At 58.5% G+C, this 26,522-nt stretch carries 23 protein-coding genes; 14 read left to right on the forward strand and 9 right to left on the reverse strand.

The window, feature by feature from the left end:
- Window positions 1–477: 477 nt before the first annotated feature.
- From ACT6QH_RS09825 to ACT6QH_RS09840, 4 genes are all read left to right on the forward strand, one after another.
- Window positions 478–1,833, forward strand: a complete 1,356-nt coding sequence (locus ACT6QH_RS09825; protein WP_444974650.1) for an alanine/glycine:cation symporter family protein — start codon at window positions 478–480, stop codon at window positions 1,831–1,833.
- Between the two features lie 220 nt (window positions 1,834–2,053).
- On the forward strand, window positions 2,054–3,793 hold the full coding sequence (locus tag ACT6QH_RS09830; RefSeq protein WP_444974651.1) for a DEAD/DEAH box helicase: 1,740 nt from the start codon (window positions 2,054–2,056) through the stop codon (window positions 3,791–3,793).
- Complete coding sequence (locus ACT6QH_RS09835; protein ID WP_444974652.1) at window positions 3,790–4,257, forward strand: YaiI/YqxD family protein; 468 nt, start codon at window positions 3,790–3,792, stop codon at window positions 4,255–4,257. The genes ACT6QH_RS09830 and ACT6QH_RS09835 overlap by 4 nt, the downstream gene beginning before the upstream one ends.
- A 615-nt stretch (window positions 4,258–4,872) precedes the next feature.
- A complete protein-coding gene (locus ACT6QH_RS09840) occupies window positions 4,873–5,922 on the forward strand; it encodes a tetratricopeptide repeat protein (RefSeq protein ID WP_444974653.1) in 1,050 nt (349 codons plus the stop codon).
- Window positions 5,923–5,959: 37 nt separating this feature from the next.
- On the opposite strand, the gene ACT6QH_RS09845 is transcribed toward ACT6QH_RS09840, so the two are convergent.
- The gene (locus tag ACT6QH_RS09845) at window positions 5,960–6,610 is read right to left on the reverse strand and encodes a M15 family metallopeptidase (protein WP_444974654.1); all 651 of its coding nucleotides are present in this window, start codon (window positions 6,608–6,610) and stop codon (window positions 5,960–5,962) included.
- A 60-nt stretch (window positions 6,611–6,670) separates the two neighbouring features.
- Window positions 6,671–7,195, reverse strand: coding sequence for a peptidoglycan-binding domain-containing protein (locus ACT6QH_RS09850; RefSeq protein ID WP_444974655.1), 525 nt, complete (start codon window positions 7,193–7,195; stop codon window positions 6,671–6,673).
- Window positions 7,196–7,264: 69 nt separating this feature from the next.
- On the opposite strand from ACT6QH_RS09850, the gene ACT6QH_RS09855 reads away from it, so the two are divergent.
- Window positions 7,265–7,393, forward strand: a complete 129-nt coding sequence (locus tag ACT6QH_RS09855; protein WP_444974656.1) for a hypothetical protein — start codon at window positions 7,265–7,267, stop codon at window positions 7,391–7,393.
- Window positions 7,394–7,413: 20 nt separating this feature from the next.
- Here ACT6QH_RS09855 and ACT6QH_RS09860 read toward each other — a convergent pair whose 3' ends face one another.
- Window positions 7,414–8,304 carry a LysR family transcriptional regulator gene (locus ACT6QH_RS09860; protein WP_444974678.1) on the reverse strand — a complete coding sequence of 297 codons (891 nt, stop codon included), beginning with the start codon at window positions 8,302–8,304 and terminating at the stop codon, window positions 7,414–7,416.
- 146 nt (window positions 8,305–8,450) lie between these two features.
- Window positions 8,451–9,410: a thioredoxin-disulfide reductase gene (gene trxB, locus ACT6QH_RS09865; RefSeq protein ID WP_444974657.1), complete on the reverse strand. Its 960-nt coding sequence runs from the start codon at window positions 9,408–9,410 to the stop codon at window positions 8,451–8,453.
- Between the two features lie 254 nt (window positions 9,411–9,664).
- On the opposite strand from trxB, the gene ACT6QH_RS09870 reads away from it, so the two are divergent.
- Window positions 9,665–10,147, forward strand: a complete 483-nt coding sequence (locus tag ACT6QH_RS09870) for an Lrp/AsnC family transcriptional regulator (RefSeq protein WP_444974658.1) — start codon at window positions 9,665–9,667, stop codon at window positions 10,145–10,147.
- A 16-nt stretch (window positions 10,148–10,163) separates the two neighbouring features.
- Here the strand turns inward: ACT6QH_RS09870 and ACT6QH_RS09875 are convergent, their stop codons facing one another.
- Complete coding sequence (locus ACT6QH_RS09875) at window positions 10,164–11,474, reverse strand: replication-associated recombination protein A (RefSeq protein WP_444974659.1); 1,311 nt, start codon at window positions 11,472–11,474, stop codon at window positions 10,164–10,166.
- Between the two features lie 11 nt (window positions 11,475–11,485).
- Entirely contained in the window at window positions 11,486–12,928 is a 1,443-nt protein-coding gene (locus tag ACT6QH_RS09880) for a DegQ family serine endoprotease (protein ID WP_444974660.1), read from the reverse strand.
- 271 nt (window positions 12,929–13,199) lie between these two features.
- Here ACT6QH_RS09880 and ACT6QH_RS09885 point away from each other — a divergent pair, with 271 nt between their 5' ends.
- Both ACT6QH_RS09885 and ACT6QH_RS09890 read left to right on the forward strand, forming a co-directional pair.
- A complete protein-coding gene (locus tag ACT6QH_RS09885; protein ID WP_444974661.1) occupies window positions 13,200–15,731 on the forward strand; it encodes a hypothetical protein in 2,532 nt (843 codons plus the stop codon).
- Between the two features lie 335 nt (window positions 15,732–16,066).
- Window positions 16,067–16,990, forward strand: a complete 924-nt coding sequence (locus ACT6QH_RS09890; RefSeq protein ID WP_444974679.1) for a cation diffusion facilitator family transporter — start codon at window positions 16,067–16,069, stop codon at window positions 16,988–16,990.
- 99 nt (window positions 16,991–17,089) lie between these two features.
- Here ACT6QH_RS09890 and ACT6QH_RS09895 read toward each other — a convergent pair whose 3' ends face one another.
- From ACT6QH_RS09895 to ACT6QH_RS09905, 3 genes are all read right to left on the reverse strand, one after another.
- Window positions 17,090–17,434, reverse strand: a complete 345-nt coding sequence (locus tag ACT6QH_RS09895; RefSeq protein WP_444974662.1) for a DUF2497 domain-containing protein — start codon at window positions 17,432–17,434, stop codon at window positions 17,090–17,092.
- Between the two features lie 597 nt (window positions 17,435–18,031).
- The gene (locus ACT6QH_RS09900; protein WP_444974663.1) at window positions 18,032–19,420 is read right to left on the reverse strand and encodes a TolC family outer membrane protein; all 1,389 of its coding nucleotides are present in this window, start codon (window positions 19,418–19,420) and stop codon (window positions 18,032–18,034) included.
- 163 nt (window positions 19,421–19,583) lie between these two features.
- Entirely contained in the window at window positions 19,584–20,255 is a 672-nt protein-coding gene (locus tag ACT6QH_RS09905; protein WP_444974664.1) for a protein-L-isoaspartate O-methyltransferase family protein, read from the reverse strand.
- A gap of 249 nt (window positions 20,256–20,504) precedes the next feature.
- Between ACT6QH_RS09905 and ACT6QH_RS09910 the strand changes: the two genes are divergently transcribed.
- The 6 genes from ACT6QH_RS09910 (at window position 20,505) to ACT6QH_RS09935 (ending at window position 26,494) form a co-directional block, all read left to right on the forward strand.
- The gene (locus tag ACT6QH_RS09910; protein WP_444974665.1) at window positions 20,505–20,990 is read left to right on the forward strand and encodes a group III truncated hemoglobin; all 486 of its coding nucleotides are present in this window, start codon (window positions 20,505–20,507) and stop codon (window positions 20,988–20,990) included.
- Between the two features lie 141 nt (window positions 20,991–21,131).
- Entirely contained in the window at window positions 21,132–22,199 is a 1,068-nt protein-coding gene (locus ACT6QH_RS09915) for a lysine-2,3-aminomutase-like protein (protein ID WP_444974666.1), read from the forward strand.
- 248 nt (window positions 22,200–22,447) lie between these two features.
- The gene (locus tag ACT6QH_RS09920; protein ID WP_444974680.1) at window positions 22,448–23,512 is read left to right on the forward strand and encodes an NAD(P)-dependent alcohol dehydrogenase; all 1,065 of its coding nucleotides are present in this window, start codon (window positions 22,448–22,450) and stop codon (window positions 23,510–23,512) included.
- 47 nt (window positions 23,513–23,559) lie between these two features.
- On the forward strand, window positions 23,560–24,333 hold the full coding sequence (locus ACT6QH_RS09925; RefSeq protein ID WP_444974667.1) for a hypothetical protein: 774 nt from the start codon (window positions 23,560–23,562) through the stop codon (window positions 24,331–24,333).
- Between the two features lie 6 nt (window positions 24,334–24,339).
- Window positions 24,340–24,813 carry a hypothetical protein gene (locus ACT6QH_RS09930; protein WP_444974668.1) on the forward strand — a complete coding sequence of 158 codons (474 nt, stop codon included), beginning with the start codon at window positions 24,340–24,342 and terminating at the stop codon, window positions 24,811–24,813.
- A 43-nt stretch (window positions 24,814–24,856) separates the two neighbouring features.
- Window positions 24,857–26,494 (forward strand): bifunctional aminoglycoside phosphotransferase/ATP-binding protein, encoded by a 1,638-nt coding sequence (locus ACT6QH_RS09935; RefSeq protein WP_444974669.1) that lies wholly within the window; start codon window positions 24,857–24,859, stop codon window positions 26,492–26,494.
- Window positions 26,495–26,522: the final 28 nt, after the last annotated feature.

The raw sequence follows: 26,522 nt of genomic DNA on the forward strand, positions 1-26,522 counted from the left end.
GGTATTGACGAGAGACATGGAGTTTCCTTGGGTCAAGATGGATCATGGCCAAAACAGCCAGCGACACGGAACATAAACGCCCAAACAAATTAAGAGAAATAGATAAATTTTCAAATTCCAATAGAGAAAAACTATCGGAAAGAAATTTCCCATATATATCAAAATATTAAAGATATTTCCAAGCCTGATGTGAAGCGCCTCATATCCTGCGACAGAAGGGCACATACCATTGGCAGCAATGCTGCCGCCCCCGCTGCCACCCCCTTGGCCCTATGTTCGATCAGAAACACCATGGGAAGTCTGTGCAAAGGCTGCATGACAAGAAGGCATCTCTGGCTCAAATCAGGCAGCAGGCTGCCCGAAATACAGTGTTTTCGTTTTGCCGCGAAAAGGCCATAATCCGCCCCAGTGGCTTCGATGGCGGTAAGACTCCCCTTCCGGCAGGCTGAAGCAAAATTTATTCAGGGGAAATCGCACATGGATTTGTACGATGTTCTCGGCCAGGTCTCCGGCTTTGTCTGGGGGCCTGTGATGCTCGTGCTGTTGCTGGGCACCGGGCTGTTTTTGACACTGGGGTTGAAACTTCTGCCCCAGCGCAAGCTGGGGTATGGCTTCAAGATGGCCTTTTCGGGCATCCGGGAGACCCAAGAGAAGGGGCAGATCACCCCCTTCCAGGCCTTGACCACGGCACTTGCAGCCACCATCGGCACCGGCAACATTGCGGGTGTGGCCACGGCTATCGCTCTGGGTGGCCCCGGCGCTGTATTCTGGATGTGGATCACCGCACTTGTCGGTATGGCGACCAAATATGCCGAAGCCGTACTTGCGGTGACGTATCGTGAAACCGACGAAGCCGGTGAGTTCGTTGGTGGGCCCATGTACTATATTCGCAACGGCATGGGTAAAAACTGGGCATGGCTGGGGTGGCTGTTCGCCCTGTTCGCTGCAATCGCCGCCTTTGGAATTGGCAATACCGTGCAGGCCAACTCCGTGGCAGATGCCATGCACAGCACGTTCGGCATCGGCAAGGGCATTACCGGCATCGTTCTGGCCATCATGACCTTTATGGTCGTGATTGGTGGCATTTCCCGTATCGGGCAGGTCGCCGAAAAGCTGGTGCCATTAATGGCGCTGTTCTATGTCGCTGGCGCGCTCATCATTCTGGTGATCCAGGCCGATCAGCTTCCCCACGCCTTTGCCCTTATTTTTGAGGACGCCTTTACAGGCACTGCCGCCACAGGCGGCTTTGTGGGTGCGGGTGTCATGGCCGCTATCCGTTTTGGTGTGGCCCGAGGCATTTTTTCCAACGAAGCGGGCCTGGGCTCAGCGCCTATTGCCCACGCCGCCGCCAAAACCCTTGAGCCGGTGCGCCAGGGCACGGTCGCCATGCTAGGCACATTCATCGACACCATCATTGTCTGCTCCATGACGGCGCTCGTCATTTTGACATCCGGCATGTGGATGCAGGTTGATCCCATCTCCGGCGCGGGCTTCACCGGTGCGGCGCTTTCCAGCCAGGCATTCGCTTCCGGCTTCGAAGGTGGCGATATGATCGTCAGCCTGGGCCTGATTATCTTCGCTTTCACCACCATTCTGGGCTGGTCTTATTATGGTGAGCGGGCTGTGGAATATCTGGTCGGCCGCCGGGGCATTTTGCCCTATCGCATTCTCTGGGTCATCGCCATCTATATTGGCGCCACGGCGCAGCTGAACCTGATCTGGGTGGTGGCGGACATCATGAATGCGCTGATGGCGCTGCCCAACCTGATCGCTCTTCTGGTTCTCAGCCCGGTGGTCTTCTCCGCCACGCGACTTTATTTCTCCAAGGAATAAAGCGCCCCCCAATCTGCTCCAGATAGAGACAATTCTTGAAGGGCCTGTCAGAAATGACCGGCCCTTCTGTCATTCAGCGCGCCCTGCCACCTCACACAGGCACAAGCGCTCCTCCCAATCTATTGCGCCATCGGCAGGACACGCCTATCGTGCGCCGATAGTAGGCGATAAAGCCTTGCTGCCGCGGAATTGAGTCGCGGAACGCATAAGCCAGTAGAGAATGACTTTCACAAAAATCCCTGCACTTCTGTCCGAAGCACTCGCGGCGCGCGGCTATGGAGCGCCCACTCCCGTTCAGGCTGCGGTTCTTGAAGCCGAGGCGGAGGGGCGTGATCTCATCGTTTCCGCACAGACCGGCTCTGGCAAAACCGTGGCTTTTGGCCTCGCTATCTCGGGCGATCTTCTGGGCGAGACGGGGCAGGTGCGCCAGACCGAAGCACCGCTGGCGCTCGTTATTGCGCCAACGCGGGAATTGGCCTTGCAGGTCAGCCGTGAGCTGGAATGGCTTTATGGCAGTACGGGCGCACGGGTTGTGACATGTGTGGGCGGCATGAACCCCGCGCTTGAGCGCCGCGCTCTTGCACGCGGTGCGCATATCGTTGTCGGCACACCTGGCCGTCTGCGCGACCATCTGGAGCGTGGCACGCTAGATCTGCACGGACTGGCCGCTGTCATTCTGGATGAAGCCGATGAAATGCTCGACATGGGCTTCCGTGAGGATCTGACAGCCCTGCTCGATTCCACGCCTTCAGAACGGCGCACCCTGTTGTTTTCCGCCACGATGCCCAAATCCATCGTGGCTCTGGCGCGCCGCTATCAGCGCGATGCCTTGCGTATTTCAACAATTGAAGAAAATCGCGGCCATGGCGACATCAGCTATCAGGCCATGGCAATCGCCCCCTCAGAGATTGAACACGCTGTCGTCAATCTGCTGCGCTTTCATGAGGCTGAAACAGCCATATTGTTCTGCGCCACACGCGACAATGTGCGCCACCTCCATGCCAGCCTCACCGAGCGCGGCTTTACCGCAGTAGCGCTCTCTGGTGAACATAGCCAGAATGAGCGCAACCACGCCCTTCAAGCCCTGCGAGACAAACGCGCACGTGTTTGTGTCGCGACCGATGTGGCCGCGCGCGGCATTGACCTGCCCAGTCTGACGCTTGTCATTCATGTCGAAATTCCGCGCGATGCAGAAGTCTTGCAGCATCGTTCCGGGCGCACCGGGCGTGCCGGCAAAAAGGGAACGGCGATTCTGCTTGTGCCCTACACACGTCGCCGCCGCGTGGAATCCATGCTGCGGGGCGCACGCATTGCTGCGGAATGGATGTCTCCCCCCTCTGCTGAGGAGATTCGCCGCGCCGATACTGAAAGGCTGCTCGCACAGCTTTTGACGCCGGTCGATATCAGTGATGAAGATCGTGCCGTGGCCAACCAGTTGCTGGCACAACGCAGCCCGGAAGACATTGCCGCCGCGCTGGTTCATGTGCATCGCTCGGCCCTGCCCGAACCTGAAGAGTTGCTTGCGGAAACGCGCCCCCCCGCACCGCGCGCCTCCCGTCAGGACTTTGAAGAAAGCGCCTGGTTCCAGCTGAATATCGGGCGCAGGCAGAATGCGGACCCCCGTTGGGTGCTTCCGCTTCTATGTCGTCGCGGAAATGTCGGGCGCAGTGAAATTGGTGCCATCCGCATCAATGAGAATGAAACGCTGTTTGAGGTGAAGCAGGCTGTCGCGGCGCGGTTCCTGGCCAAGTTTCGTCGGAAAGACGACGATGATGAAGGAATCGAAATCGCACCCGTCGAAGGCCAGCCACGTACAGCGACCCGCAAACCACGCCACAAGCTGGATAATGCTGCACCACGGCCGCCCCGCCGCAAGAAGATGCGCACAACCGACGCGCACAGCACCCAGACTCCGGGACGCAAGCCCGGAAAACGTAAGAAGCCGGACCAGCGCCGGTGATCCGCATACTGGTGGACGCCGATGCCTGCCCCGTGAAGGAAGAGATTTACAAAGTCGCCTTCCGTCACGCGGTGCCCGTTACGATTGTGAGCAACAGCCCCATCCGCATTCCTGCGGATGGGTTGATTAGCCGGGCTATCGTTCCAGCCGGCCCAGACGTGGCGGATGACTGGATTGCCGAACGCGCAGATGCCAGTACTGTCTGCATCACAGCCGATATTTTGCTTGCAGAACGGTGCATAAAGGTGGGCGCAATCGTTATTGCGCCCAATGGCAAGTTTTTTACAGAAGACTCCATTGGTGGAGCTGTCGCGATGCGGGCCCTAATGGCGGACCTGCGCTCTACTGGTGATATATGCGGCGGACCGCCCCCATTCACCAAAAGTGATCGCTCGCGCTTCCTGTCTGCGCTTCAAACAGCTCTCGTTCGCTTACATCGCACAGCACAGATCAAGCGCGACTGACGGCTCCACGTCTTCTTCCGGCCGCGCCCCCATACCTGCAAAACCCAATCTTCAGGGAGGCCATATGCCCGTCCAACTCTCTGCATATGGTGCGCAGAGATTTTAAGGTTGCCCTCAAGGCCCTGTATCCAATTCCGAGAGCCAATGCAGCCCCATTGATTTTGTGCATTTTTCCGTTTTCACAACGAAAATTTCATCCCCTGCCCGCATGATGGAATCGCAAGAATGGTTGTTCATGGGCAGAAATGCACATTTGCAGGCATTATCTGGTGAAACAGGCAATCGTCATCCAAAAGGCTGAAAGCAGCAGAAGCGTGGGGCCGGGAGCAAGACCGACACCTCAGAAAGCATGGAGCAATATGTTTTTCTTCCTGCCTCTGGGGCTTTTGCTCCTGAAACACCTCCTCGCATCCGCCATTCAGCCGATATTGGCGGGCGAAATTCAATTCGCTCAGTTTGGGCTCATGAGGAAAGCATGACATTCTTTTTGCCCTCTCTTGCCGCCACCTCCGGGGGGAGCTTTACAGCCCTGCCCTGCCCAAGCGCCATTCTTTTGACAGAACATCACTTTCAACACCGGCCCGCCGGGGCCGGCACGTCAGCGGGAGGTTCCCGATGAGTTGGCTGGATCGCCTCAAGGGCAAAGGCCCGGACGACCCTACCCCGGATATGGATGAGAACATGTCCGTGACGGAAACGTCGCGCCCTGTTTTGCCGCGTCAACAGGCTGGCAAGCCGGATGTCTCCACGTTCGACATCACATCCGATCTTGAAGAGGAACTGGGGCGCGCTCTGGAGCTCGATCTGGGTCACGAACAAGCTGCCCCCGCAGAAAAGCCCACGACACCGGCTTCTGCCAGCACCAACGAAGAGGCTCAGCCAGTGAATGTGCCTTCCCCCAGTGTGTCCTCCTCCGACGATGATCTGATGAGGGATGCGCTGGAAGCTGCGCAAAAAGGCGATTTCGAAACAGCCCTCTCCATTTGGGAGCCGCTGGCCAGATCCGGCAACAGCCGCGCACAAAACAATATCGGTGCCTGTTTCATTGACGGGCTGGGCGTAGAGCGCAATTACGAACTGGCGCGCCAGTGGCTGGAGCTCTCCGCTGAGATGGGGGACCCAATCGGCCATCGCAATCTGGCCGGCCTCTGCCTCAAGGGCCTCGGCGGCCCCGCCGATGCGGAGCAGGCGCTGAGCCTTTTGCGCATTGCTGCCGAAGCAGGTGACGCGCCCGCTCAAGATACGCTGAGCTGGATGCTGCTGAATGGTGAGGGTGCGCCTGCGAACCCGGCTGAAGCTTTGCGCTGGGCTGGGGCAGCTGCCAAACAGGGGGTTCCAGCGGCCATGACCCGGCTGGGGATGATCGCCTTCAAGGGTATTCCCGGCAAGATGCAAAGCGACACCGCAGAGGCGCTCCATTGGTGGCGTAAGGCTGCCAAGGCCGGAGATGCGGATGGGCAGGCCATGCTGGGGGCAGCGCATCATTCCGGTGCCGGCGTGCCGAGAGATCGCGTGGCCTCCTATGCTTGGCTTTTGCGCGCCAAGGCGGGCGGAAGCCCTCTGGCGCAGCGCTTCATGGAACCCATGGAAGGCACTCTAAGCCCTGAAGAACTCGCAGCCGCAGAACGCAGAGCCGCAGTTCCACTGGCGGAGGCGGAGGAGTAATCCTCCGCTCTAAAGCACCATCCAGAACTCAAGACAGCTATTCGATTGGAAAGTCGAAATAGCTGTCAGGGAAAGGCTCGGCGCGTAGGGTGAAATGCCACCATTCCATGGCGAATGGTTCAAAGCCCTGCTCGTCCATGACTTGCGCAAGCCGGATGCGGTTGGCTTGCGCACGCGCGCTCACCTGTGAGCATGCAGGCCAGGAAAGCGGGCTGAAGAGATCAAACGGCGTCCCCATATCCAGTTCTTCACCACTCTCGCTCACCAGCGTCATATCCAGAGTAGAGCCGCGGGAGTGGCCGGAATGGCTGGCAATATAGCCTTCCGTGAACAATTGCTTCTTCTCGAAGTCTGGATAATAGGCGGGTTTGGTCTGCGTATCAGCCAAATCTTCCGCCCAACGCGCGAAATGCGCCACAGCGCGAACGGGCCGGTAGCAATCAAACACCTTTACGCGCAAACCTTCCGCACGGACGGCCTCAGCCACCTTCCCCAGCGCCAATGCAGCCGGCCGCGTGAGAAGAGCGCGAGGGGCCACATAACCATCAATGGGAACCCCCACGAAATTATCGGCCTGGCAATAGCGCAGATCCACGATCAGATCCGGCACATAATCCGTCACATCAACAAAAAGATCCGGCTTTTGCAGCAGTGAAATAGCTGCAGGAGGCTTGGTTTGTTCCGCCATCACATCTTGCTGCATCTGTACAATAAAAAAGAAACGGCCCCGATATGGGGCCGCTCATTATCAGGAAAAGAAGCCCGTAATGCTCTGCCAGATGCTCTTGGCAGGGGCCGCTACCTTCTCCTCGCCGGCAACCTGCGCCTCTTCTGAAGGTGCGGGCGTTTCTGCGCCAGACTGCGCCTTGGCCACGGCCTCGGGCGTGATGACAGCAGAGAAGGCCTCAATCTTGGCCAAGGTCACTGGCCCTGCCATGCCGTCGGCATCAAGGCCATTCTGCTCCTGAAAAGCCTTCACGGCCTTGGCTGTGCCAGCGCCATAAATGCCGTCAGCGCCAATTCCCAGAGCAGCCTGCAAGGTTTTCACGGCTTCGCCGCGCGTGCCTACAGTGAGAAGGATGAGTTCCGGCAGCCCCATCGCCAAGAACGTATCCGGCCCGGCAATGCCGTCCACCGAGAGCCCCTGCTCTTTCTGGTAGGCCTTCAGCGCCTCTTCGGTGCCCGGACCAAAACGACCATCGGCTTCAACGCCCAGCTTGGCCTGGAGAATCTTCACCGGCTCACCGGCAAGTCCACGCTTCAGAAGTGCCATTTTATCCCCCTTTCACAAGGAAAGCTTAAGCTTCACAATTCGCTTATACGCCCACCGAGTGGCACACACATGGCAAAAGCCAGCCTGTGCATAGAAAAATGGATTGAAACAGACATTCTCACACAAATTGTACGCGGCGAACCTTTTTCTGCCCATGTCGTTCGCCGCATCCATATCGTGCAGCTTCATACAGCTTGAAGCAAACAGACGCTCAAATCTCAGAAGCTCCAGCGCTGCGCCTTTGAAATCAGGAAGTCGCGGAACACCTGAATACGCGCGACAGAGCGCATCTCCTGCGCATAGGTGAAATAGGCCTCCAGCTTGGGTGTATCCCCCTCGGAGAAGAGCTTCACCAGAGAACTGGCATCATCTGTCAGATAATCCGGCAAGGTACCAATGCCCACACCGCATTCCACAGCGCGGCGCAGCCCCAGCACATTATTGACCTCGAAGGCCGGGATGCGCGGAGAACCATTCGCCCTGCCCGCATGCTCCAGCCAGTTCAACCCCTGAAAATAGGTGGGTATCGGCCCGCCCAGCAGCAAAATGCGATGCTCATCCAGTTCATCCAGAGAGCGCGGCTGTCCATGGCGCTTGATATAATCTGCCGATGCATATGCGTGAAAATTCACGGTGAACAGCTTGCGCTGCACCAGATCCGGCTGCACAGGCTGACGCATGCGAATGGCGACATCCGCCTCGCGCATCGCCAGATCCAACTCGTCATCGGTCAGAATGAGCTGGATACGAATATCCGGGAACATCTCCGCAAATTCACCCACACGCGCTGTGAGCCAGTGCGTGCCCAACCCCATGGTTGTGGTGACACGCAGATCGCCATTCGGCTTTTCACGACTGTCTGTCAGCTGGGCGCGGGCGGCTTCCAGCTTGAGAAACACATCATGCGCCGTACGGTACAGCAGTTCCCCCTGCTCTGTCAGGATCAGGCCGCGCGCATGGCGATGGAACAGAGGCACGCGCAACTCCGTCTCCAGCGCCGAGACCTGACGGCTCACGGCAGATTGAGACAAGCCCAGGGTTTCACCCGCATGGGTGAAGGAACCCGCTTCAGCGGCAACATGAAAAACCTTCAGCTTGTCCCAATCCATGGGGCGCAGCTCCATCCGTGCTTCCAGCATCAGGCCGGACAGCAGATCACATCACGATCATGACCCGTGAGCGTTCCAGTCCCTCTGAACGTTCAACCCTGGCCACAAAGACATCCGGCGGGCTTGCGGCCCGCCGGTTTTCATTCTCACGCGCCTGTTACAGGTGCTGGGTGCGACATCAGGAAGCGCTCGGCCTCAAGCGCCGCCATACAGCCACGGCCAGCGGCCGTAACAGCTTGCCGGAAAACATCATCCGCCACATCACCGGCAGCAAATACGCCTTCAACCGAAGTGGCGGTGGAATCCGGCACCGTCCAGACATAGCCGTTGCTCTTCAGGCGGAGCTGGCCCTGTATCAGATCCGTAGAGGGTGCATGGCCAATGGCCACAAACACGCCATCCGCCGACACCACTTGTTCTTCACCCGTCTGGCTGTTCTTCAGCAGAACGCCCGTGACCCGTGAAGGCTCTTGCTCACCCTGCACTTCAGCCACGGCCATGTTCCACAGAACCTCGACCTTGGGATTGGCAAACAAGCGCTCTTGCAGAATACGCTCAGCACGGAAGCTGTCGCGTCGATGCACCACTGTGACCTTGGAGGCAAAATTCGTCAGGAACAGCGCCTCTTCCACGGCGGTGTTCCCCCCGCCCACCACCACCACATGCTTGCCGCGATAGAAGAAGCCATCACAGGTAGCGCAGGCGGAAACGCCGAAGCCGCGATATTCCTGCTCAGATTCCAGCCCCAGCCAGCGCGCCTGTGCGCCCGTGGCCAGAATCACGACATCGGCAGTCCATTCGGAGCCTGATTCCGTGGTGAGGCTGAAGGGGCGCTTCGACAAATCGAGAGAAGACACATGATCTGCGATGATCCTTGTGCCCACATGCTCCGCTTGCGCGCGCATCTGCTCCATCAGCCAAGGGCCCTGAATGGCTTCGGCGAAACCCGGGTAGTTTTCAACATCGGTGGTAATGGTGAGCTGCCCGCCGGGCTGAATGCCTTCAAACAGAACCGGCTCAAGCATGGCGCGGGCGGCATAGACTCCCGCAGTGTAACCGGCCGGGCCGGAACCGATAATAACGACCTTGACGTGCTGGGCGCTCATTTTGTCCTCAAAGCATAGGCGTCCGATGCCCCTGCATCACTCCCCATAAACCAAGATGGGAAGCCATTCGCAAAGCGCAACGTAAGCTATGCATAAATGTAGGGTCTTCCCCCCATCGCGACAAGATGCAGGACGCATTATCCTTTTTGCTGCAAGTGGATGGTGGGTAAAGGGTGTATGCGCAAGATTATTTCGTTGCCTTGCCGCATTCGATCATTAAAGTGCCCTCACCCTTACAAATCGGAGAAGATGCCTTGACCGTTCGTCTTGATGCTGTCGACTGGAAAATCCTCGACGAGCTGCAACGTGACGGGCGCATCACCAATGTGGAGCTGTCGCGCCGGGTGGGCATTTCCGCCCCGCCGTGCCTGCGCCGGGTGCGGGCGCTGGAAGAAGACGGCATTATCCAGAGCTACCGGGCCCTGCTGAATGAAAAGCTGCTGGGCTATGATCTGATGGCTTTTGCGATGGTTCACCTGAAAAGCCAGGCTGAAGCGGATCTGGCTGAGTTTCAGTCTCGCATCGCGGATTGGCCCGTGGTGCGCTCTGCCTGGATGCTCTCCGGTGATGTTGATTTCATCATGCTTTGCGTGGCGCGGGATCTGCGCACATTTCAGGATTTCGTGCTGGAGATGACAGCCGCCCCCAATGTGCGAAATGTGAAGACAGCCCTCACCCTCAAGCAAGCCAAGAATGCGCCGGTGGTGCCCCTGGAAATTGGTTTGCCGAAAATCTGAGCGCAGAAAAGCTCCTTCAGCGCGGATCACGCTCCGCCCTGAGGCGCGCCCAATAGTCCATGCGCTTGCGAATTTCCCGCTCGAACCCCCGCTCAACCGGGTGGTAGAAGCTTTGCCGCCCCATGCTTTCCGGAAAATAATCCTGCCCGGAAAAGGCATCCGGCTCATCATGGTCATAGCGATAGCCGCCGCCATAGCCCTCTTTTTTCATAAGAGTGGTAGGGGCGTTGAGAATATGCTTGGGCGGCATGAGTGAGCCGCCCTGCTTTGCCGCCTTTTTGGCGGCTGCAAAGGCGGTATAAACCGCATTGGATTTGGGAGCCGTCGCCACATAAACCACGGCCTGCGCCAGCGCCAGCTCTCCTTCCGGCGAACCTAGGAAATCATAGGTCTCCTTGGCCGCATTCGCGATGACCATGGCCTGAGGGTCCGCATTACCCACATCTTCAACGGCCATGCGCACAATCCGCCGCGCCAGAAAAAGCGGGCTCTCACCCGCATCCAGCATCCGCGCCAGATAATACAAAGCGGCGTCAGGATCAGACCCGCGAACAGATTTATGCAGCGCAGAGATCAGATTGTAATGGCCATCCTCGCTCTTGTCATAAATCGGCGCACGGCGCTGCACGATCTCTGACAGGCCCGCAATATCAAACACTTCATCGGGTCGGGCGGCGCGCCACACCTCTTCAGCAAGCGTCAGGGCGGCGCGGCCGTCTCCATCAGCCATATTGGCGAGAGCCTCACGCGCCTCCAGCGTCAGAGGCAGGGCCTTGCCCTCCACCTCCTCGGCGCGAGACAGCAAGCGAGAAACAGCTTCTGCATCCAGCGCATGAAACACCAGCACCCGTGCGCGCGACAGCAAAGCCGCATTTAGCTCAAAGGAGGGGTTCTCCGTTGTCGCGCCCACAAGGGTCACGGTGCCATCTTCCATAACGGGCAGGAAACTATCCTGCTGCGCGCGATTGAAGCGATGGATCTCATCCACGAACAGCAGAGTTGCCCGCCCGGCGTGACGCCGCGCGCGCGCCTGCTCGAACACCTTTTTCAGGTCTGCCACACCAGAGAAAATGGCCGAGATCTGCTCGAAATGCAGATCCGTCTGGCTGGCCAGCAAGCGGGCCACCGTGGTTTTCCCCGTGCCGGGCGGGCCCCACAGAATGAGCGAGCCAAGCGTCCGGCTTTCCAGCAGGCGGGTCAGGGTGCCATCCGGTCCAACCAGATTATCCTGCCCCACCACATCTGCCAGTGATTGCGGGCGAAGCCTGTCTGCCAGAGGACGCCCCACGGCCTCTTCCAATCCTGCCGCCTGAAACAGATCAACCATGATGCTCGGCCTCAACCCGGAAGCAGAGCATTGATGAGACGCCCGCCCCGATCCAGCACAATGCGCCAAGCGCGCTGTGGCACACCCGTCAGCTCCTGCATCTCGGCCGTATTCCCAACCTGCTGACCATTGATTTCGACGATAATATCGCCCGGTTTGAAGCCTGACCCACGGGCCGGAGAACCTTCCGCGATATTGGTAATGACGACCCCCTGCCGCGCCATATCCAGATGCAGCTCTTCTGCCACGGCCGGCGACAGATTTACGATGGTCGCCCCGGCGAAAGGAGAGCGGCTGCGAAGCTGGACTTCATCGCGCGGGGGAATTTCGGGCGCGGCCTGAAGCTGCACCACAACACTTTTGGGTTCACCGCTGCGCACTATGGCGAAGGCCGCCTTGCTGCCCAATGGCCGGGTCGCCATGCGGTAGTAAAGTGCTCCAGGGCCTTCCACACTCTGCCCCTCGACAGCGGTGACAAGATCTCCGGCCTGAAGGCCGGCCACATCCGCCGGGCTACCCGGAACCACCTGCTGCACCAATGCGCCCACGGGCAATTCAAGCCCAAGACTGGCTGCAATATCCGGTGTCACAGCCTGAAGGCTCGCGCCCAGCCAAGGCCGCCGAACGGAGGTACCGCCTTCCTTGGCCTGCTCCAGCACCATGCGCACCATATTCACGGGAATGGCGAACCCGATGCCATGGGAACCGCCGGAACGGGAATAGATCGCCGTATTGATACCCACCAGATGGCCAGACATATCCACCAGCGCCCCACCGGAGTTTCCGGGATTGATGGCCGCATCCGTCTGAATGAAGAACTGGAAATCAGAAACACCAACCTGCGTGCGGGCCAGAGCGGAAACGATACCCTGCGTTACAGTCTGCCCCACACCGAAGGGGTCACCAATGGCAAGAACAAGATCGCCCACAGCCAGACGATCCGAATTCCCCAGCGGCAGTGAGGCGAAGCTTTTGTCCCCATCCTTACGGATGCGCAACACGGCCAGATCCGTGCGCTGATCCCGCAACAGAATCTCGGCTTCATATTCCCGCTTGTCATTCAGCGCCACGCGAATTTCATCCGCACCCTGAATGACATGGAAATTGGTGACGACAATGCCGGAGGGGTCCACAATCACGCCAGATCCCAGCGAGCGTTGCATCCGCTCGCTCCCTTCGAGGCCCGGCCCGCCGTCCCGTCGGCCAAAGAAGCGGCGAAAGAAAGGGTCATCCATATAGGGAGACTGCGCGCGCAGCTCCCGCAAGGCATACACGTTCACCACGGCGGGCGCGCTTCGCGCCACAACGGGCGCAAAAGAGAGCTTCACCTCCGCAGCAGATTGCGGCACCTGCACCGTCGGCTCTGCCCGGACAGAGGAAGACATTGCGACAAACGCACCGCCTGCGGCCATAAGGCCCGCCACCAGAATGGCCAGTCGGGATGCGTTCTTCATTATCGCGCCAATCATCATCTCTCCCCGGAAATGCGAAACCCCGCGAGGCCGACCCCAACGGATATGTGCGTGTTATCAAACATCCTGAAACGCTTTCCAACCGCCATTCGATGCCCAGATAACGCATTGTTGTGCGCACGCATTGCGGAAGAGATAGGGCGCAGAAAAGAAAAAGCCCAAATAACCTTGCCTCCCCAACGGATGCCCTTCCACCACAAATGGGCTATGCGTGCAGATGTGAGATTCAGGGAATGCAGGGTGCAGCATTGTGATGAACTGGCGAAAGGGTGGTTGGAGCGGCAGCATCAGGGCCCACGCACACCGCGTAGCGCATGCCCAGCTGGAAGAAAGCCGGGGGCTGCACCGCGTTCGCTATGGCTTTGGCCAAAGGCTGGCGCGCCATCTGTTCAGCATCCGCACCTTTGGCGGCTTTATCGGCCTTTATGTGCTCATCAATCTCATTTTTGGCATGCTGGAGATCGCAAGCGCACATCTGGCCCCCTCATTGCTTCCCGCAGTCACCACCGGCAACCCGGACCTCGCAATAGAGGTGGAAGCGCTGATGCTGAATGTATCCAGCTACCTTCTTGGTGCGCAGATCGGTCTACTCGGGGTCATCTCGCTCTCCCTCACTCTGGTGACGCTTATTGCGCAGAAAGAGGGATCCTCTACCGACATCCAGCTCTATTACCATGAATCCATGGCGCTGGAGCTGGTGGCCAGTTGCGTGGCGCTGGCCGTTGTTCTCTGCGTACAATTCGTATGGCCTCTTCAGCTTCTGTTGCATCATATTGGGCTGGGTGCAGGCGTACAGTTGTTCAAGCTGGTGCTGTTTTCACTGCATCTGTTCTGGTTGCTGGTGAATTTGTGCGTGGCTGCCTACTTCATTCTCACAACATTCCGCTTCGTTCAGCAATCTGCCCGTGAGAGGTTCCGGGATCGCTATACGGCTTATGTGATCCTGCCTCGTGATCTGGAGCGTTATCTACGCACCCAGCTTTATGCACATGGTGGGCAGAATATGCCCGGCCTCAGCTTTGGCGAGGTTCCCAGGCAAGCGGGCACAAACGAACTGGAAAGCCACTTTTCCCACCCGATGATGATCCATGATGTGCGGATGCGCTGGGTGCATTGGGTGGCCCGGCGCTGGTGGACCCGCAGCCTGAAGGCCATGCCGGAGCTTGACCAACAGCCGGAGAGCGCCAGGCCGCGCCTCTTCTTCATTCCCACGCCGGATGAACAACTGAGTGGCCCTGTCGCCCTGTGCAAACGCGTGGGGGGCACGCCACTCACATATTTTGAACGCCTGATACTGAAATGCTCTTTTCGCTTCCGCCGGGCCAGCCTTCATACGCCGAAGCCCACGCCTGCCGATATATTGGAAGGCTTGGCCGACAATACGCTGGCGCAGATTGACCGCCAGGCCCCAGTGGCTTTTGATAGCGCCTTCAGTGAAATGACACGCTATCACCAGTTCATGCTCTGGCTAAGCGTGGCGCATGGCGTGGATGGCCAGCGTTTCAGCTTCATTCAGCAAGCGGATTATGCGTGGCATCCACCACATCGCAACTGGACAAGCCAGTATCGCCGTCTGTTCCGCCGCGCCACAGAGCATTTGTACGAAGAAGAGCACTTCCTGCGCACGGTTGCCCGCACCCCTCACCACCTGCTTCCCCGCCACGGTGAAGCCCCCCTGCCCGCCAGCCTTGAAGCGGACATTCTGAAACTTGGCCCGCTACTGCTGCAACAAGTGGAAAGCTGGAGCAGCCGGCATCGCACTGAGCCTCATGAACTGGACAGTGGTTCCGCCCATATTCTTGCGGAGGTCATGCCGGAACTCGCGCAGACCTGGTGCGATTTGCTGCACGCGCCTCCAGTTCTCTATGACTGGCCCACGGCCATTCACACCGGAGATGCGGCGGCATGGAACAGTTTTCATGCCGCCTGGCCATTCCTTTGGGGGCATCTCGCCAACTCGGCCTATAGTCTGGCACAGGCCGCCGTGAATGCGGACGATGCCGGGGCAGGTGCTTTTGCGGACGCCCTGCTGCGTTGGTCAGATCTTGCACTGCGCCACCTTCCGACAGTTGGGGGGGAGAAAGCGCGTTACAATCTGCGCCCTGACCTTCTGGAGCACCCATGGGCCGGAGCTATCTCCCTACTCTCCCCCAATGAGCCCGCCCCCAAAGCATCCGCTCTTTTTGCTGATATTGTACGGAGCGTCCATGCAGACATTATTCTGCTGACCTCCACCCAATTGCTGCGTTTCGATATTGAGCGCCAAGAAATTGGACTCCCGACTCGCATCGCCCTTGCCCTTGCCGGGCCCGGCAGCAGCTTGCCAGAGCACCAGATGCACCCGGCACCCATACCGGGCACCAACCTTCTACCGGCCATACTGCGCCAGATGGATACGGAGGAAGCCCCCCACAGATCTTCATATATGCAGGATACAGCTCACCTTTCCCAAGCTCTGCATGCTCTTTCGCACCTCAATGCCAAACCCGAGGCGCTGCACGCAGAGAAGGAGCTCGACAAGCAGGAAGAACTCTGCTTTGCGCTGGCCTTGCTGCTGACGGAGGGGGAAAGCGCAACAAGCGGAGCAGCGACAACGCTAGGCAATCGCCCCCTGCATTTTCGCGCCGTTGGAGGCCCGGCTTTCCGCAAGGCCCGACAGCATCTCAACGAATGGCTACAGGCTCCCCCACCCCAGCTTGCGAATGCCCTTCACCACCTGCGCCCAAACTCGAGGCCAGAGGAGAAGATTTCAGCCTTTCGTGCCCTCTTACACGCGCTGGGATGATACGCTGACAGGGCTATGGAAACTGTCACCGTCCTGTCTTTGCAAAAATCGCACCGCTCGGCTATGAAGTGGCTCTCTTCCGTCCAACATTGATGGAGACAGGCGTGGAGAAGCCTCTTCTCTAATGACCTGACATGACTGATGCATTAGCCATTTGATACAGTATTCGCGCGGCCCGCCAAAGGGTGCGGCAGCGTATCAATCTGCCCTTGGCAGCTTCATACCCAAATAGCAGGGGCTTCCAGAAAAAACTGGCCGCCATTTGCTCATTCAAGTCGACAACCGCCCTGCATCAGCCCAATTCAGGACATCCGGTCTGTCGCCATGGTGCAAACATGACAGAACAAGGTGTTCTGCGCCTCTCCATTCTTGTTACATTTCTTCTCGCTGCCGCCGATATCGCATTTGGACTTTTATCCGGCTCCTATGCGATCATTTTTGACGGCGTCTATTCTCTCACCGACGCAAGCATGACAATTGTCGCGCTGCTGGTTGCCAACCTTATCTCCGTCTCCGCCAAGAGCGGCCCCTCAGATAGCAAGCTCATTGAACGCTTCACCATGGGGTTCTGGCACCTCGAACCTATGGTTCTCGGCCTCAACGGCACATTGCTGATGAGCGCGGCTGTATATGCTCTTATCAATGCCATTGGCAGCTTCATGGCGGGCGGGCGCGATCTGCAATTTGGCCCCGCCATTATCTTTTCGGCCTTGATGCTGATCATCACGCTGGCTATGGGCGTTTACAATACACGAGCCAATCGCACCATTAATTCCGCCTTTGTGGCGCTTGACGCCAAATCCTGGCTCATGTCCGGGGCTCTGACGGCAGCGCTGCTTCTCGCCTTCCTGTTTGGTTATGCCATTCAGGATACTTCACTGGCTTGGATGTCGCCCTATATCGACCCGACCGTTCTGGCGCTGGTCTGCTTGGTCATCATTCCCATCCCGGCCCGGACAGTTAAGCGCGCGCTTGCTGATATTCTGCTGGTCACCCCCTCCGATTTGAAACACCATGTCGATGCCGTATCTCAGGAAGTTGTGGATCGCTATGGCTTTGAGTCCTATCGCGCCTATGTCGCGAGGGTTGGGCGCGGCCGACAAATTGAATTGTACTTCATTGTGCCCCAACACTGGCCAGCCCGCCGCCTGGAGGAGTGGGATGATATGCGCGAGGAAATCGGCGCCGCACTTGGCGATCCAAGCCCCGACAGATGGCTGACCATCGTTTTCACAACCGACCCGAAATGGGCGGATTGAGGCAGCGACCTATCTCCGCATACAAATATGGGCTGTGCAGGCCACGCCTTTCACAGCCCATCACTCATTCCCCGCCAAAGCCGGCAAGAGCCGGAGGGTTCAGCGCAGATCCTTTGTCACGCGCTCAATCTCGGCACGCACCAGGCGCTCTACAATGCCGGCAAGATTCTGATCCAGCCATTCCTTCAGCATAGGCCGCAGTATCTCTTTCACGAGATCTTCCACGGTACGATCCTTCTGCGGCAGCACCAGATCGCCAAGAGACTGGAAAGCGGCTGAAACAGCGGCATCCACTGCGGGAGAAAGCAGATCCCGACGTGGCAAAGGCTGGCGTACGCCGGCTGAAGCAGCGCTCACCGGGCGCGGATGAGGAGGTGACAAATCACGCGATGGATTCGAAGAATGATGGGCGGGGTTTGCGGAAGACGGAGGAGTGGTAGTCATGACGCCTCTTCCTTGTCGCAGGGCTGGTGAGTGTGCGGCCTGTTCATGGCGCGCCTCTGATTGAGACACCTTTGCATCCGCAGGCTCGCTTCCAGCAGGCGTCATCTGCATCTGTTCAGAGGGCCGTTCAATAACACGCATGTGTGGAAAAGAGCGCTCAGTGCCCCTCTCCCCCCGCCTATGCTGCGTTGATTCATCCGCAGCGGCATAGCGCGCTGGCGGCGGCTCCATTGAAAGCGCCTGCTCGCGCCCACGGTAAGGCCCCACCGATGGTAGATTCGGCTCCTCCTTCCCCGAAGGGGCCATCTTTCTCTCCTCGGGCACAGCCAATACTGGACGTACGCCCTGCGCACCCCCAGAAGAAAGTTCCAAAGCCAGATCCTCATCCGCAATAATACGCCGAATGGAATCCAGAATTTCATCCATGGAAGGCTCTTCAGCCTTGGAACTTACAGCCATGTGGCAACCTCAGCGGAAAGCGTCTCCGACACGCCCCATGAGCCAATATGCATGGGGCAGTCAGGCGCCAAAACTTTCTGAATGGAATTATGGCGCCTTTGCCGCATATGAAACGGCTGGAAAGAATGTCCCGTTGCCTTACTGCCCGTCAGGCGTCCGCAAACCAGCCCAGCTATCGCGCACCTGCTCATAATGCGTCACCGGATTATAAGCGCGCACCTTAAGACGCAATGACTGCGCATCCAGCTTGCCGACTGTCGAGACCAGAGAGTAGGCCGCCACCACACGATCACGCTGCGCAACCACAAGCGCCGACCGCGAATTGGTCAAATCACGCTGAGCGTTCAGCACGTCAGTCGTGGTCCGCTGCCCCACGCGCCATTCTTCGCGCACACCTTGCAGCGCCAGAGTATTGGCCGCCACCGCCGCTTGAGCGGCCTGAATCTGGGACTTCGCCGCTTCAAAAGCCCCCCAGAACTGGACGGCCTGCGCGCGAATGGCATCGCGGTTCACATCGACCTCAATGCGCGCCTGGGAAAGCAGCTCCTTGGACTGGCGAATATTCGCATACTCAACACCGCCCTGATAAATCGGCACGGACAGGTTGAGCGTGACAGCGGCAGCGCCCGTGGATTCAACCGAAATCGAGCTATCATAACCCTGCGAAAGCTGGCCCTGAAGGCTCAGATTCGGCATGAGCGTGCCTTCGGCCACTTTCACCTGAAACAGGGCAGCATCAACAGCAAACTGAGAAGCCTTGATGGCCGGATGCTGGGACAGCCCCAACGAAATCACCCGATCCACATTGGAGGGCAACATCCGCTCAATAGAAGCCGGGAAGGTCAGCTTACCCGGCTCCACACCAATCACCTGACGATAGACCGCACGCGAAGCGCTGAGATTGGCGATCGCCTGACTGACGCCATACTGGGCATCCGCCACGCGCGCCTCGGCCTGCGCCACGTCAGTCCGCGTCACTTCACCAACATTGAAGCGATCCCGCGTTGCACGCAATTCCTGTTCCAGAGCGGCAAGATTCTGCCGTTGCAGATCAAGAAGCGCGATCGCCTGAATCACATTCATATATGCGGTCACACCATCTAGCAGCACCTGCTGCTCGGTATTCCGCAAAGTTTCCCGTGAACCACGCACCTGAGATTCAGCCGCTTCCGTGGAATTAGCTGTAATGAAGCCATCAAACAGGGTCTGCGCCGCAGTCAGCGCGAAAGTGGCCGGCCAAAGGTTTTCATAAGCCGTGAGGGCACCTGGCGTACGGATTCGCGTAGCCTGAAAGCCGGCAGAAATGCCACCATTCAAAGTCGGGCGATAACCAGAAAGCGCCTTGGAAACATTCTCGTCCGTCGCCCGCGTACCAGCGCGCTGCGCATTCAACGTGGGGTTATTGACGTAAGCAGCAGCGAGCGCGGAATCGAGAGGCTGTGCAGCGGCACCCTGAGCGGAAAGAGCAATGCCCCCGAGGCCCACCAGGACGAAAAGGTTTCGACGAATGCTTGTCGCAAGCGACATCTAACTCTCCTGGACCGGCACAAAAAGGATACGCGGCGCCCCCGACGCGTCATGACAACATGGCCGACACATTATCCTGACGCGCTGCAATACGGAACCAAGCGGTTCAATGGCCAAGCCACTTTTCCGCGAACCGAGGCAAACGCGCCACAGATAATCTCGATCAGAAAACGAAACGCGGCTTGGCCTCAAAGCCAGGCAGCGGCGGAATAGCGGCATTGAATGCCAGACGTTCCCCGGCCACACCACCGACATTGGTAAAGATGGTTACCCGACCAGCGCCGCCATGCCCCAGAACGCAGACGAGACGACCATCCTCCTTCAACTGGGCAATCAGCGTTTCCGGCACCTCATCCACAGCGCCGTTCAGGAGAATCACGTCATATTTGGCTTCCGGCTCCCAGCCTTCGACCAGCGGCCCCTGCATCACGGCCACATTATCCACGTCCAGATCACTCAGTGTCGTGGAGGCGCGCCGGGCAAGGTCGGCATCTTCTTCCAGCGCCACAACCTGCTGGGCCAGCCGGGAAAGAAGGGCGGCGGAATAGCCAGTGCCCGTCCCCACATCAAGAACGTGGTCTGTCGCCTTCACATCCGCCAACTGCACCAATCGCGAAAGAATCATCGGCTCCATCATGTAACGGGCCGGTTCGCCCTCCTGAGCCGGACGGATGACGAGATCGTCATCAATATAGGCGAAGGGCTTGGACTGCTCAGGCACGAAACGTTCGCGCGGAAGCTCCAGCATGGCTGCGATAATGCGATGATCTGTAACGTCATTGGCGCGAACCTGACTATCCACCATACCACGACGAAGCTCGACGAAATCAGTCATCTCATCCCTCCGGACCACAGCGCCCTACGGTCGCCCCACCCGGCGGGGCTGGCCCGTTTCTTTCACAGTCCGGTTCAAGAGCCACAACAGAGACGTTTTTGCAAGGCGCGCCATGCAGCAAGTTGACGGGACGCATCATGTGGCAGGGGGTCGCACGGGCGCAGAAGCGCTTTGCATGCTATGAAGAGCGCATCATTTTTGAATGGGAATGCAGGTTCCTGCAACAGCCCACCCAGGAGGAGGCAGGCCATGTCCATGCCGGATCAAGCGCCGAATGCTGAGCAAGCTGCGCCAGCACAAGCCGAATCCAAAGCCGAGCAGGATATTCATGCACTTGTTCACCGCTTTTATGATGTTGTCCGTGAAGATCCGCTGATTGGCCCGGTCTTTACCGGCCATATTGCGGATGATGCCTGGCCCGCCCATCTGGCCACCATGTGTAACTTCTGGTCCTCTGTCCTGTTGAAAAGCAAGCGCTATGATGGGCGCCCTCTGCCGGCTCACCTTTCACTCGGCACCATTACGGATGAACAGTTTGCACGCTGGCTGGCGCTGTTTCGCCCTGTGGCGCGTCGCACCCTGCCCGCCCCCCAGGCCGCGCGCGCTATTGTTCATGCAGAACGCATGGCCGACAGCTTCCGCATGTCCATGGCTTTTCAGCGGGGCGAAAACATTACTGGAATGCGTCCTCTCCCCAGGGAAGACACCAGCTGGTCTCCTCCCCCAGCCGGATAATTATATTGCACGCTCAGTGCATGGCGTCCGCCGGCCAGACCTTCTATGAAAGGGCGCACTTCATTCAGAAACGCGGCCTCTGCGCCGCATTTCAAGACACAGCCCATGCCCCGCACCAGCCGGACATGGCCAGAGCGCCCTATGCCTAGCCCCAAAATCTCCCCTCAACAGACATTACGCTCCGTACAGGACCTTCAGGCCGCAGGGCTGCTCGAAACGCAGAATGATGAGGCACTGGAAAAAGTCGCCCGGCATTATGCCATTGCCGTAACGCCGGCCCTGATGGAGCTGATGAACAATGCCGACGCAGCCGACCCTATTGCGCGGCAATTCATTCCAAGTGCGGAAGAGCTGCTGGAGAAACCGGAAGAACTGGTGGACCCCATCGGGGACGAAGCTCATTCTCCCGTACCGGGCATTGTACATCGCTATCCAGACCGGGCTCTTTTGAAAATAATCGGCGTCTGTGCCGTCTATTGCCGCTTCTGTTTTCGTCGGGAAATGGTTGGCCCCGGTGCAGAAACAACCCTGTCTCAAGATGCGCTCGAAACGGCGATCGCCTATCTGGCCGCACATCCGCAAATCTGGGAAGTGATCCTCACGGGTGGCGATCCCTTCATGCTGTCCCCACGCCGGATGCGCGATGTTGTGGACCGGCTGAATGCCCTGTCGCATGTCCGCATCATTCGCTTTCATACGCGTGTGCCCATCGCCGCCCCGGAGCGCGTGGATGATGCTTTTATTTCAGCATTGAAAGCTTCGGATCTCACGACTTATGTTGCGGTCCATGTCAATCATGCACGAGAACTGAATGCCAACTCTCGCGCTGCGCTCGCCCGCATGGCTGATGCTGGAATTCCACTCATTTCACAAACCGTATTGCTGCGGGGCGTCAATGATGATGCCGAAACACTAGCCAGCCTGTTTCGCAAGCTCGTCGAATACCGCGTAAAGCCCTATTATCTCCACCATCCGGACCTCGCGCCCGGCACAGCGCATTTCCGCCTGACCTTCCCGGAAGGGCAAGCTCTCATGCGCAGCTTGCGCGGACGCCTGTCGGGCATCGCCATGCCAACATATGTTCTTGATATTCCAGGTGGAGCGGGAAAGGTGCCCCTGACCCCTCAATATGCTGAACCGGAAGAAGAGGGCCGATACATTATAACGGACAATTGCGGTCGCGTGCACAGCTACCCGCCCAATTCCTGATTCCGGCACTCTCCTTATAGATTTTATAAAGACGTCTCACTTTTGTGCGCGTGCGAAACAGGGCCATTGTTTTAGCGTGGAAAGTCTGCTCACCTAACAAGAGAGCCCTTGACGCGCATCAATGCTTGCACGCCTGAGGACGAATACCCTTCTCGGGAACAAATATAAGGGGAGTGAACGTCATGTCCGATATCATGGATAAGGCCGCTCAACAGGCCTCCCATCGCCCGTCCCCACAAACCAGAATGATGAAAGCTGCCGTTTTCGTCGAAAAGGGGCGTATCGTTCTCGAAGACAAGCCGATCCCGGATGTCGGGCCTCTGGATGCGCTGATCCGCATTACCACCACCACCATTTGCGGCACCGACATTCACATTCTCAAGGGCGAGTACCCGGTTGAAAAGGGCCTGACCATCGGGCATGAGCCCGTTGGAATTATTGAGAAACTGGGTTCTGCGGTTCAGGGCTTCAAGGAAGGGCAGCGGGTCATTGCGGGGGCGATTACCCCTTCGGGCTATTCAAATGCCTGCATGTGCGGTTGCAGTTCTCAGGATGGCCCCTTCACCAAACATGGCTTCAAGGTTGCTGGCGGCTGGCGCTTCGGCAATACGATTGATGGCGCCCAAGCTGAATATCTGCTCGTGCCGGATGCCATGGCCAATCTGTCTGCCGTGCCGGATCATCTGGATGATGAACAGGTGCTGATGTGCCCGGATATCATGTCCACGGGCTTTGCTGGTGCCGAGCGCGGCGGCGTGAAGATTGGCGACATGGTCGTTGTTTTTGCCCAAGGTCCCATTGGCCTGTGCGCGACTGCTGGCGCTCGCCTCATGGGCGCCTCCCGCATTTTTGCCGTGGATGGCATTGATGGCCGCCTTGAGATGGCCCGCTCCATGGGGGCTACCGATCTCATCAACTTTAAGCAGTGCGATCCGGTTGAAGAGATTATGCGCCTCACAGACGGGCGGGGTGTAGATGTCGCCATTGAGGCACTTGGCACCCAGCTGACCTTCGAGAGCGCCTTGCGCGTTCTGCGGCCCGGTGGCACCCTCTCTTCTCTTGGGGTCTATTCGCAAGATCTGAAAATTCCGCTGGATGCTTTCGGCGCGGGCTTGAGTGATACAATGATCGTCAATTCGCTTTGCCCCGGCGGCAAGGAGCGGATGCGACGTCTCATGGGCGTTGTCGCTTCCGGTGGGGTGGATACCCGTGCATTGGTGACCCACCATTACAAGCTGGATGACATCGAAAACGCCTATGATCTGTTCGGTCATCAGCGTGACGGCGTTCTCAAAGTGGCCATTACGCCCTAATGTGCCACTATGTTTTAGTTTGAAACGACAATAAGAGGATCGGTCTCATGTCCCCTCTTCTCTTTGCCCGTGGCGGCTTTTTGTTAGGGCTTGCTATCGGGGCTGGCGTTGTTGCCGCGGCACCGCGTCTTGCCCGCATGGCTCGCCCTGTCGCCAAGGATGCGGCGAAAGCCGGCAAGGCTGGCTATGACGCCGCCCGCGATGCCGTGGTCAAAGCCGGAGGGGAGGTCAAGGATCTCCTCAATGACACTGCTGCCGGCATCAAGGCCACAGCAACGCGGGGTGAGACAAAGGCTGCGGATTCAGCCGGCGAAGCTGCACGGGCCGCGACCGCAGCTGGAGAAGCCATTGTGCAAGAGGTTGCAGAAACTGCGGATACGGCTGCGCAAGAGGTGAAGCAAACCACAACACGCAGCCGTGCCCGCCGCAGCAGCAGCGGCCGAAAAACCTCAGCGCGCTCATCAGTGCGAGCCAGCACAGCGAAAACAACCTCGACCAAAACAACAGCGCCGTCGCAAACCGCTGCGACGGATACAGCTTCTTCCTCAGGCAAAGCGCCGGTCAGCAAAAAAGTTTCGTCTAAAAAGGCCACCTCCAAAGCTGCACCGGCTCCCAAGGATGAGGCGGAAGTCAGCGCCGCAGCTGCGGAGGCCACACCGGTGAAAGACAAGCCGAAGGCAACGCCCCGGCGCGCAGCCACCCGCAAACGGACCAGCGCGAAGAATACAACGGCGGCATCGCCCACGACCGATACCGCTACGCCATCCCCCTCTGAAACGGGAGAGAGTGCCCCCTCTCCCGAGACCACAAGCGAAAGCTGATTCTGAATGGCTTTGCAGCTTGAAATGCGGGTCGCCCATCAGATTGAGGGGCGGACCCGGCTGGTGACGGCTTCGACGACATCCCGCGAAGCCTTGGCATTTTGCGCCAAACGCCTCGCAACAGAGCAACGCCTGAAGATAGAGCTTCGCTCCAGATCCGGCAGCCTCATTGTACACTATCAGCAACCTTGGGTTGAGGTAGCCAGGTTATGCAGGGCGGCTGGCATTTCCCTGGTCCCTCAGCCACCTGTCGCCGCCACGCCCATCGGGCAGGCGACGACCCTGCTCTCTTCTGTCAACGCCGGCATGTCACGCGCGACAGAAGGGCGGATGAATCTGCTCAACCTTACTTTCGTCACCCTTCTCATTGGGGCCTTGTTGCAAATGCGGCGGGGCAACTGGGGCGGACCGGCCACAACCCTTCTATTTCAAGCTCTGACCCTCGCCATGCTGCAACGTGGCGCGCACACCCATTCGTAAGGCTATGCGCTGCCTTACACTTTTCTCTTGCCCCGAGGCTTCGATGACTTCTCCTTCGGCAGGTTCCGCATCGTCTCAGGCCGTGCAGGGGGCCTGTCTTCCCAATCATGTGGTCGCAGACCAAAGCGTGCTCTTTGCCTTTCTGGCTGAGCCCCAAGCCCATGACCTGCCGCCAGATACACAAATTCAGCAAATCCATACCCATGGAGCTGCCGTCTTTCTGGCCGGCCCTTTTGCCTACAAAGTCAAGCGCGCGGTCTACTTCCCCTTCATGGATTTTTCGACGCTGGAAAAGCGTAAGGTCTCCTGTGAGGCCGAACTACGGATCGGCAAGACCAATGCCCCCGACCTTTATCTGGATGTTGTGCCGATCACGCGCGGTGCAAATGGCGCCTTGCATCTGGGAGGAATGGGTGACGTGGTAGACTATGCGGTGAAGATGCGCCGCTTCGATACCGCACACACGCTCGACAAGGTGACCACGGAACGAGATCTCACCTCTGTTGAAATCAAGGCGCTCGCGCGGGCAATCGTCGCCTCGCATGTGCGTGCTCCGGTGGTTCACAAGGAAGATCCGTGCGCCTGTTTCGAGGATTTCCTTTCCGATAACCGCGCCGAATTCACAGCACGCCCAGCCCTCTTCCCGCCTGCGCAAACCGAGGCGCTCTGCACCGCTTCAGAGCAGGCATTCGCCCATATCCGTCCATTGCTGAGAGTCCGCGGCAAAGCGGGTTATGTGCGTCGCTGTCATGGCGATCTTCATTTGCGCAACATTGTGCTGCTGGATGATGCCCCCGTTCTGTTTGACGCGATCGAGTTCAATGAGGAGATCGCCACCTGCGATACTCTTTATGATCTCGCTTTCCTGTTGATGGACCTGTGGCAACGGGGGCTGTTCACGACAGCCAATAGAGTGTTCAACCGCTATCTGTGGGAAGCGCAGGAAGAAGGTCACCTTGAGGGGCTTTCCGCCCTGCCCTTCTTCCTCAGCATGCGCGCCGCCATTCGGGCCAAGGTGGAAGCCGCCGGGCTGGATCATCTCTCAGCGGAGGCGCGTACCGCAGCGGAACAACGCATCCGCCACCTGTTCCAAACCGCATTACTGTTTCTGAAACCAGAAAGCTGCACGCTTGCGCCGGATACATTCCATGCTGGTGAGCGGATGCTTCCGGCCCTTCCCCAAGCCGCCCAAACGCCAGGCCCCCATCTGGTCGCTATTGGCGGGCTCTCCGGCACGGGAAAAAGCACCTGCGCCATGGCCTGGGCTCCATTCATTGGCCGCCCGCCTGGCGCGCTGGTGTTGCGCAGTGATGTGGAGCGCAAACATCTGTTTCAGACTGCCGAGACGGAACCTCTGCCCGCAGAAGCCTATGAGCCCCAAGCCACCCAGCGCGTTTACGCCCGCCTGTGCGCGCTTGCGGCGCGGGCCCTTGCCAGCGGCCAGAGCGTTATTGTGGATGCAGTGCATGCCCGCCCCTATGAGCGACTTGATGTGGAGCGGGTCGCGCAGGCCGCCGGCCTGCCCTTTATCGGAATCTGGCTGGAAGCTGACCTCTCAGTGCGGGTGAATCGCGTTGAGCAGCGCAGAGGAGATGCTTCTGATGCGGATGCTGCCGTTGCTCGCCAACAGCAAAGCTATGATCTGGGTGACATGAACTGGACCCGGCTGAAAAGCGGATGAATGTCAGCCTGTCTCAACAGTGACACGG

It is taken from the genome of Haloleucobacter albus, assembly GCF_052492075.1.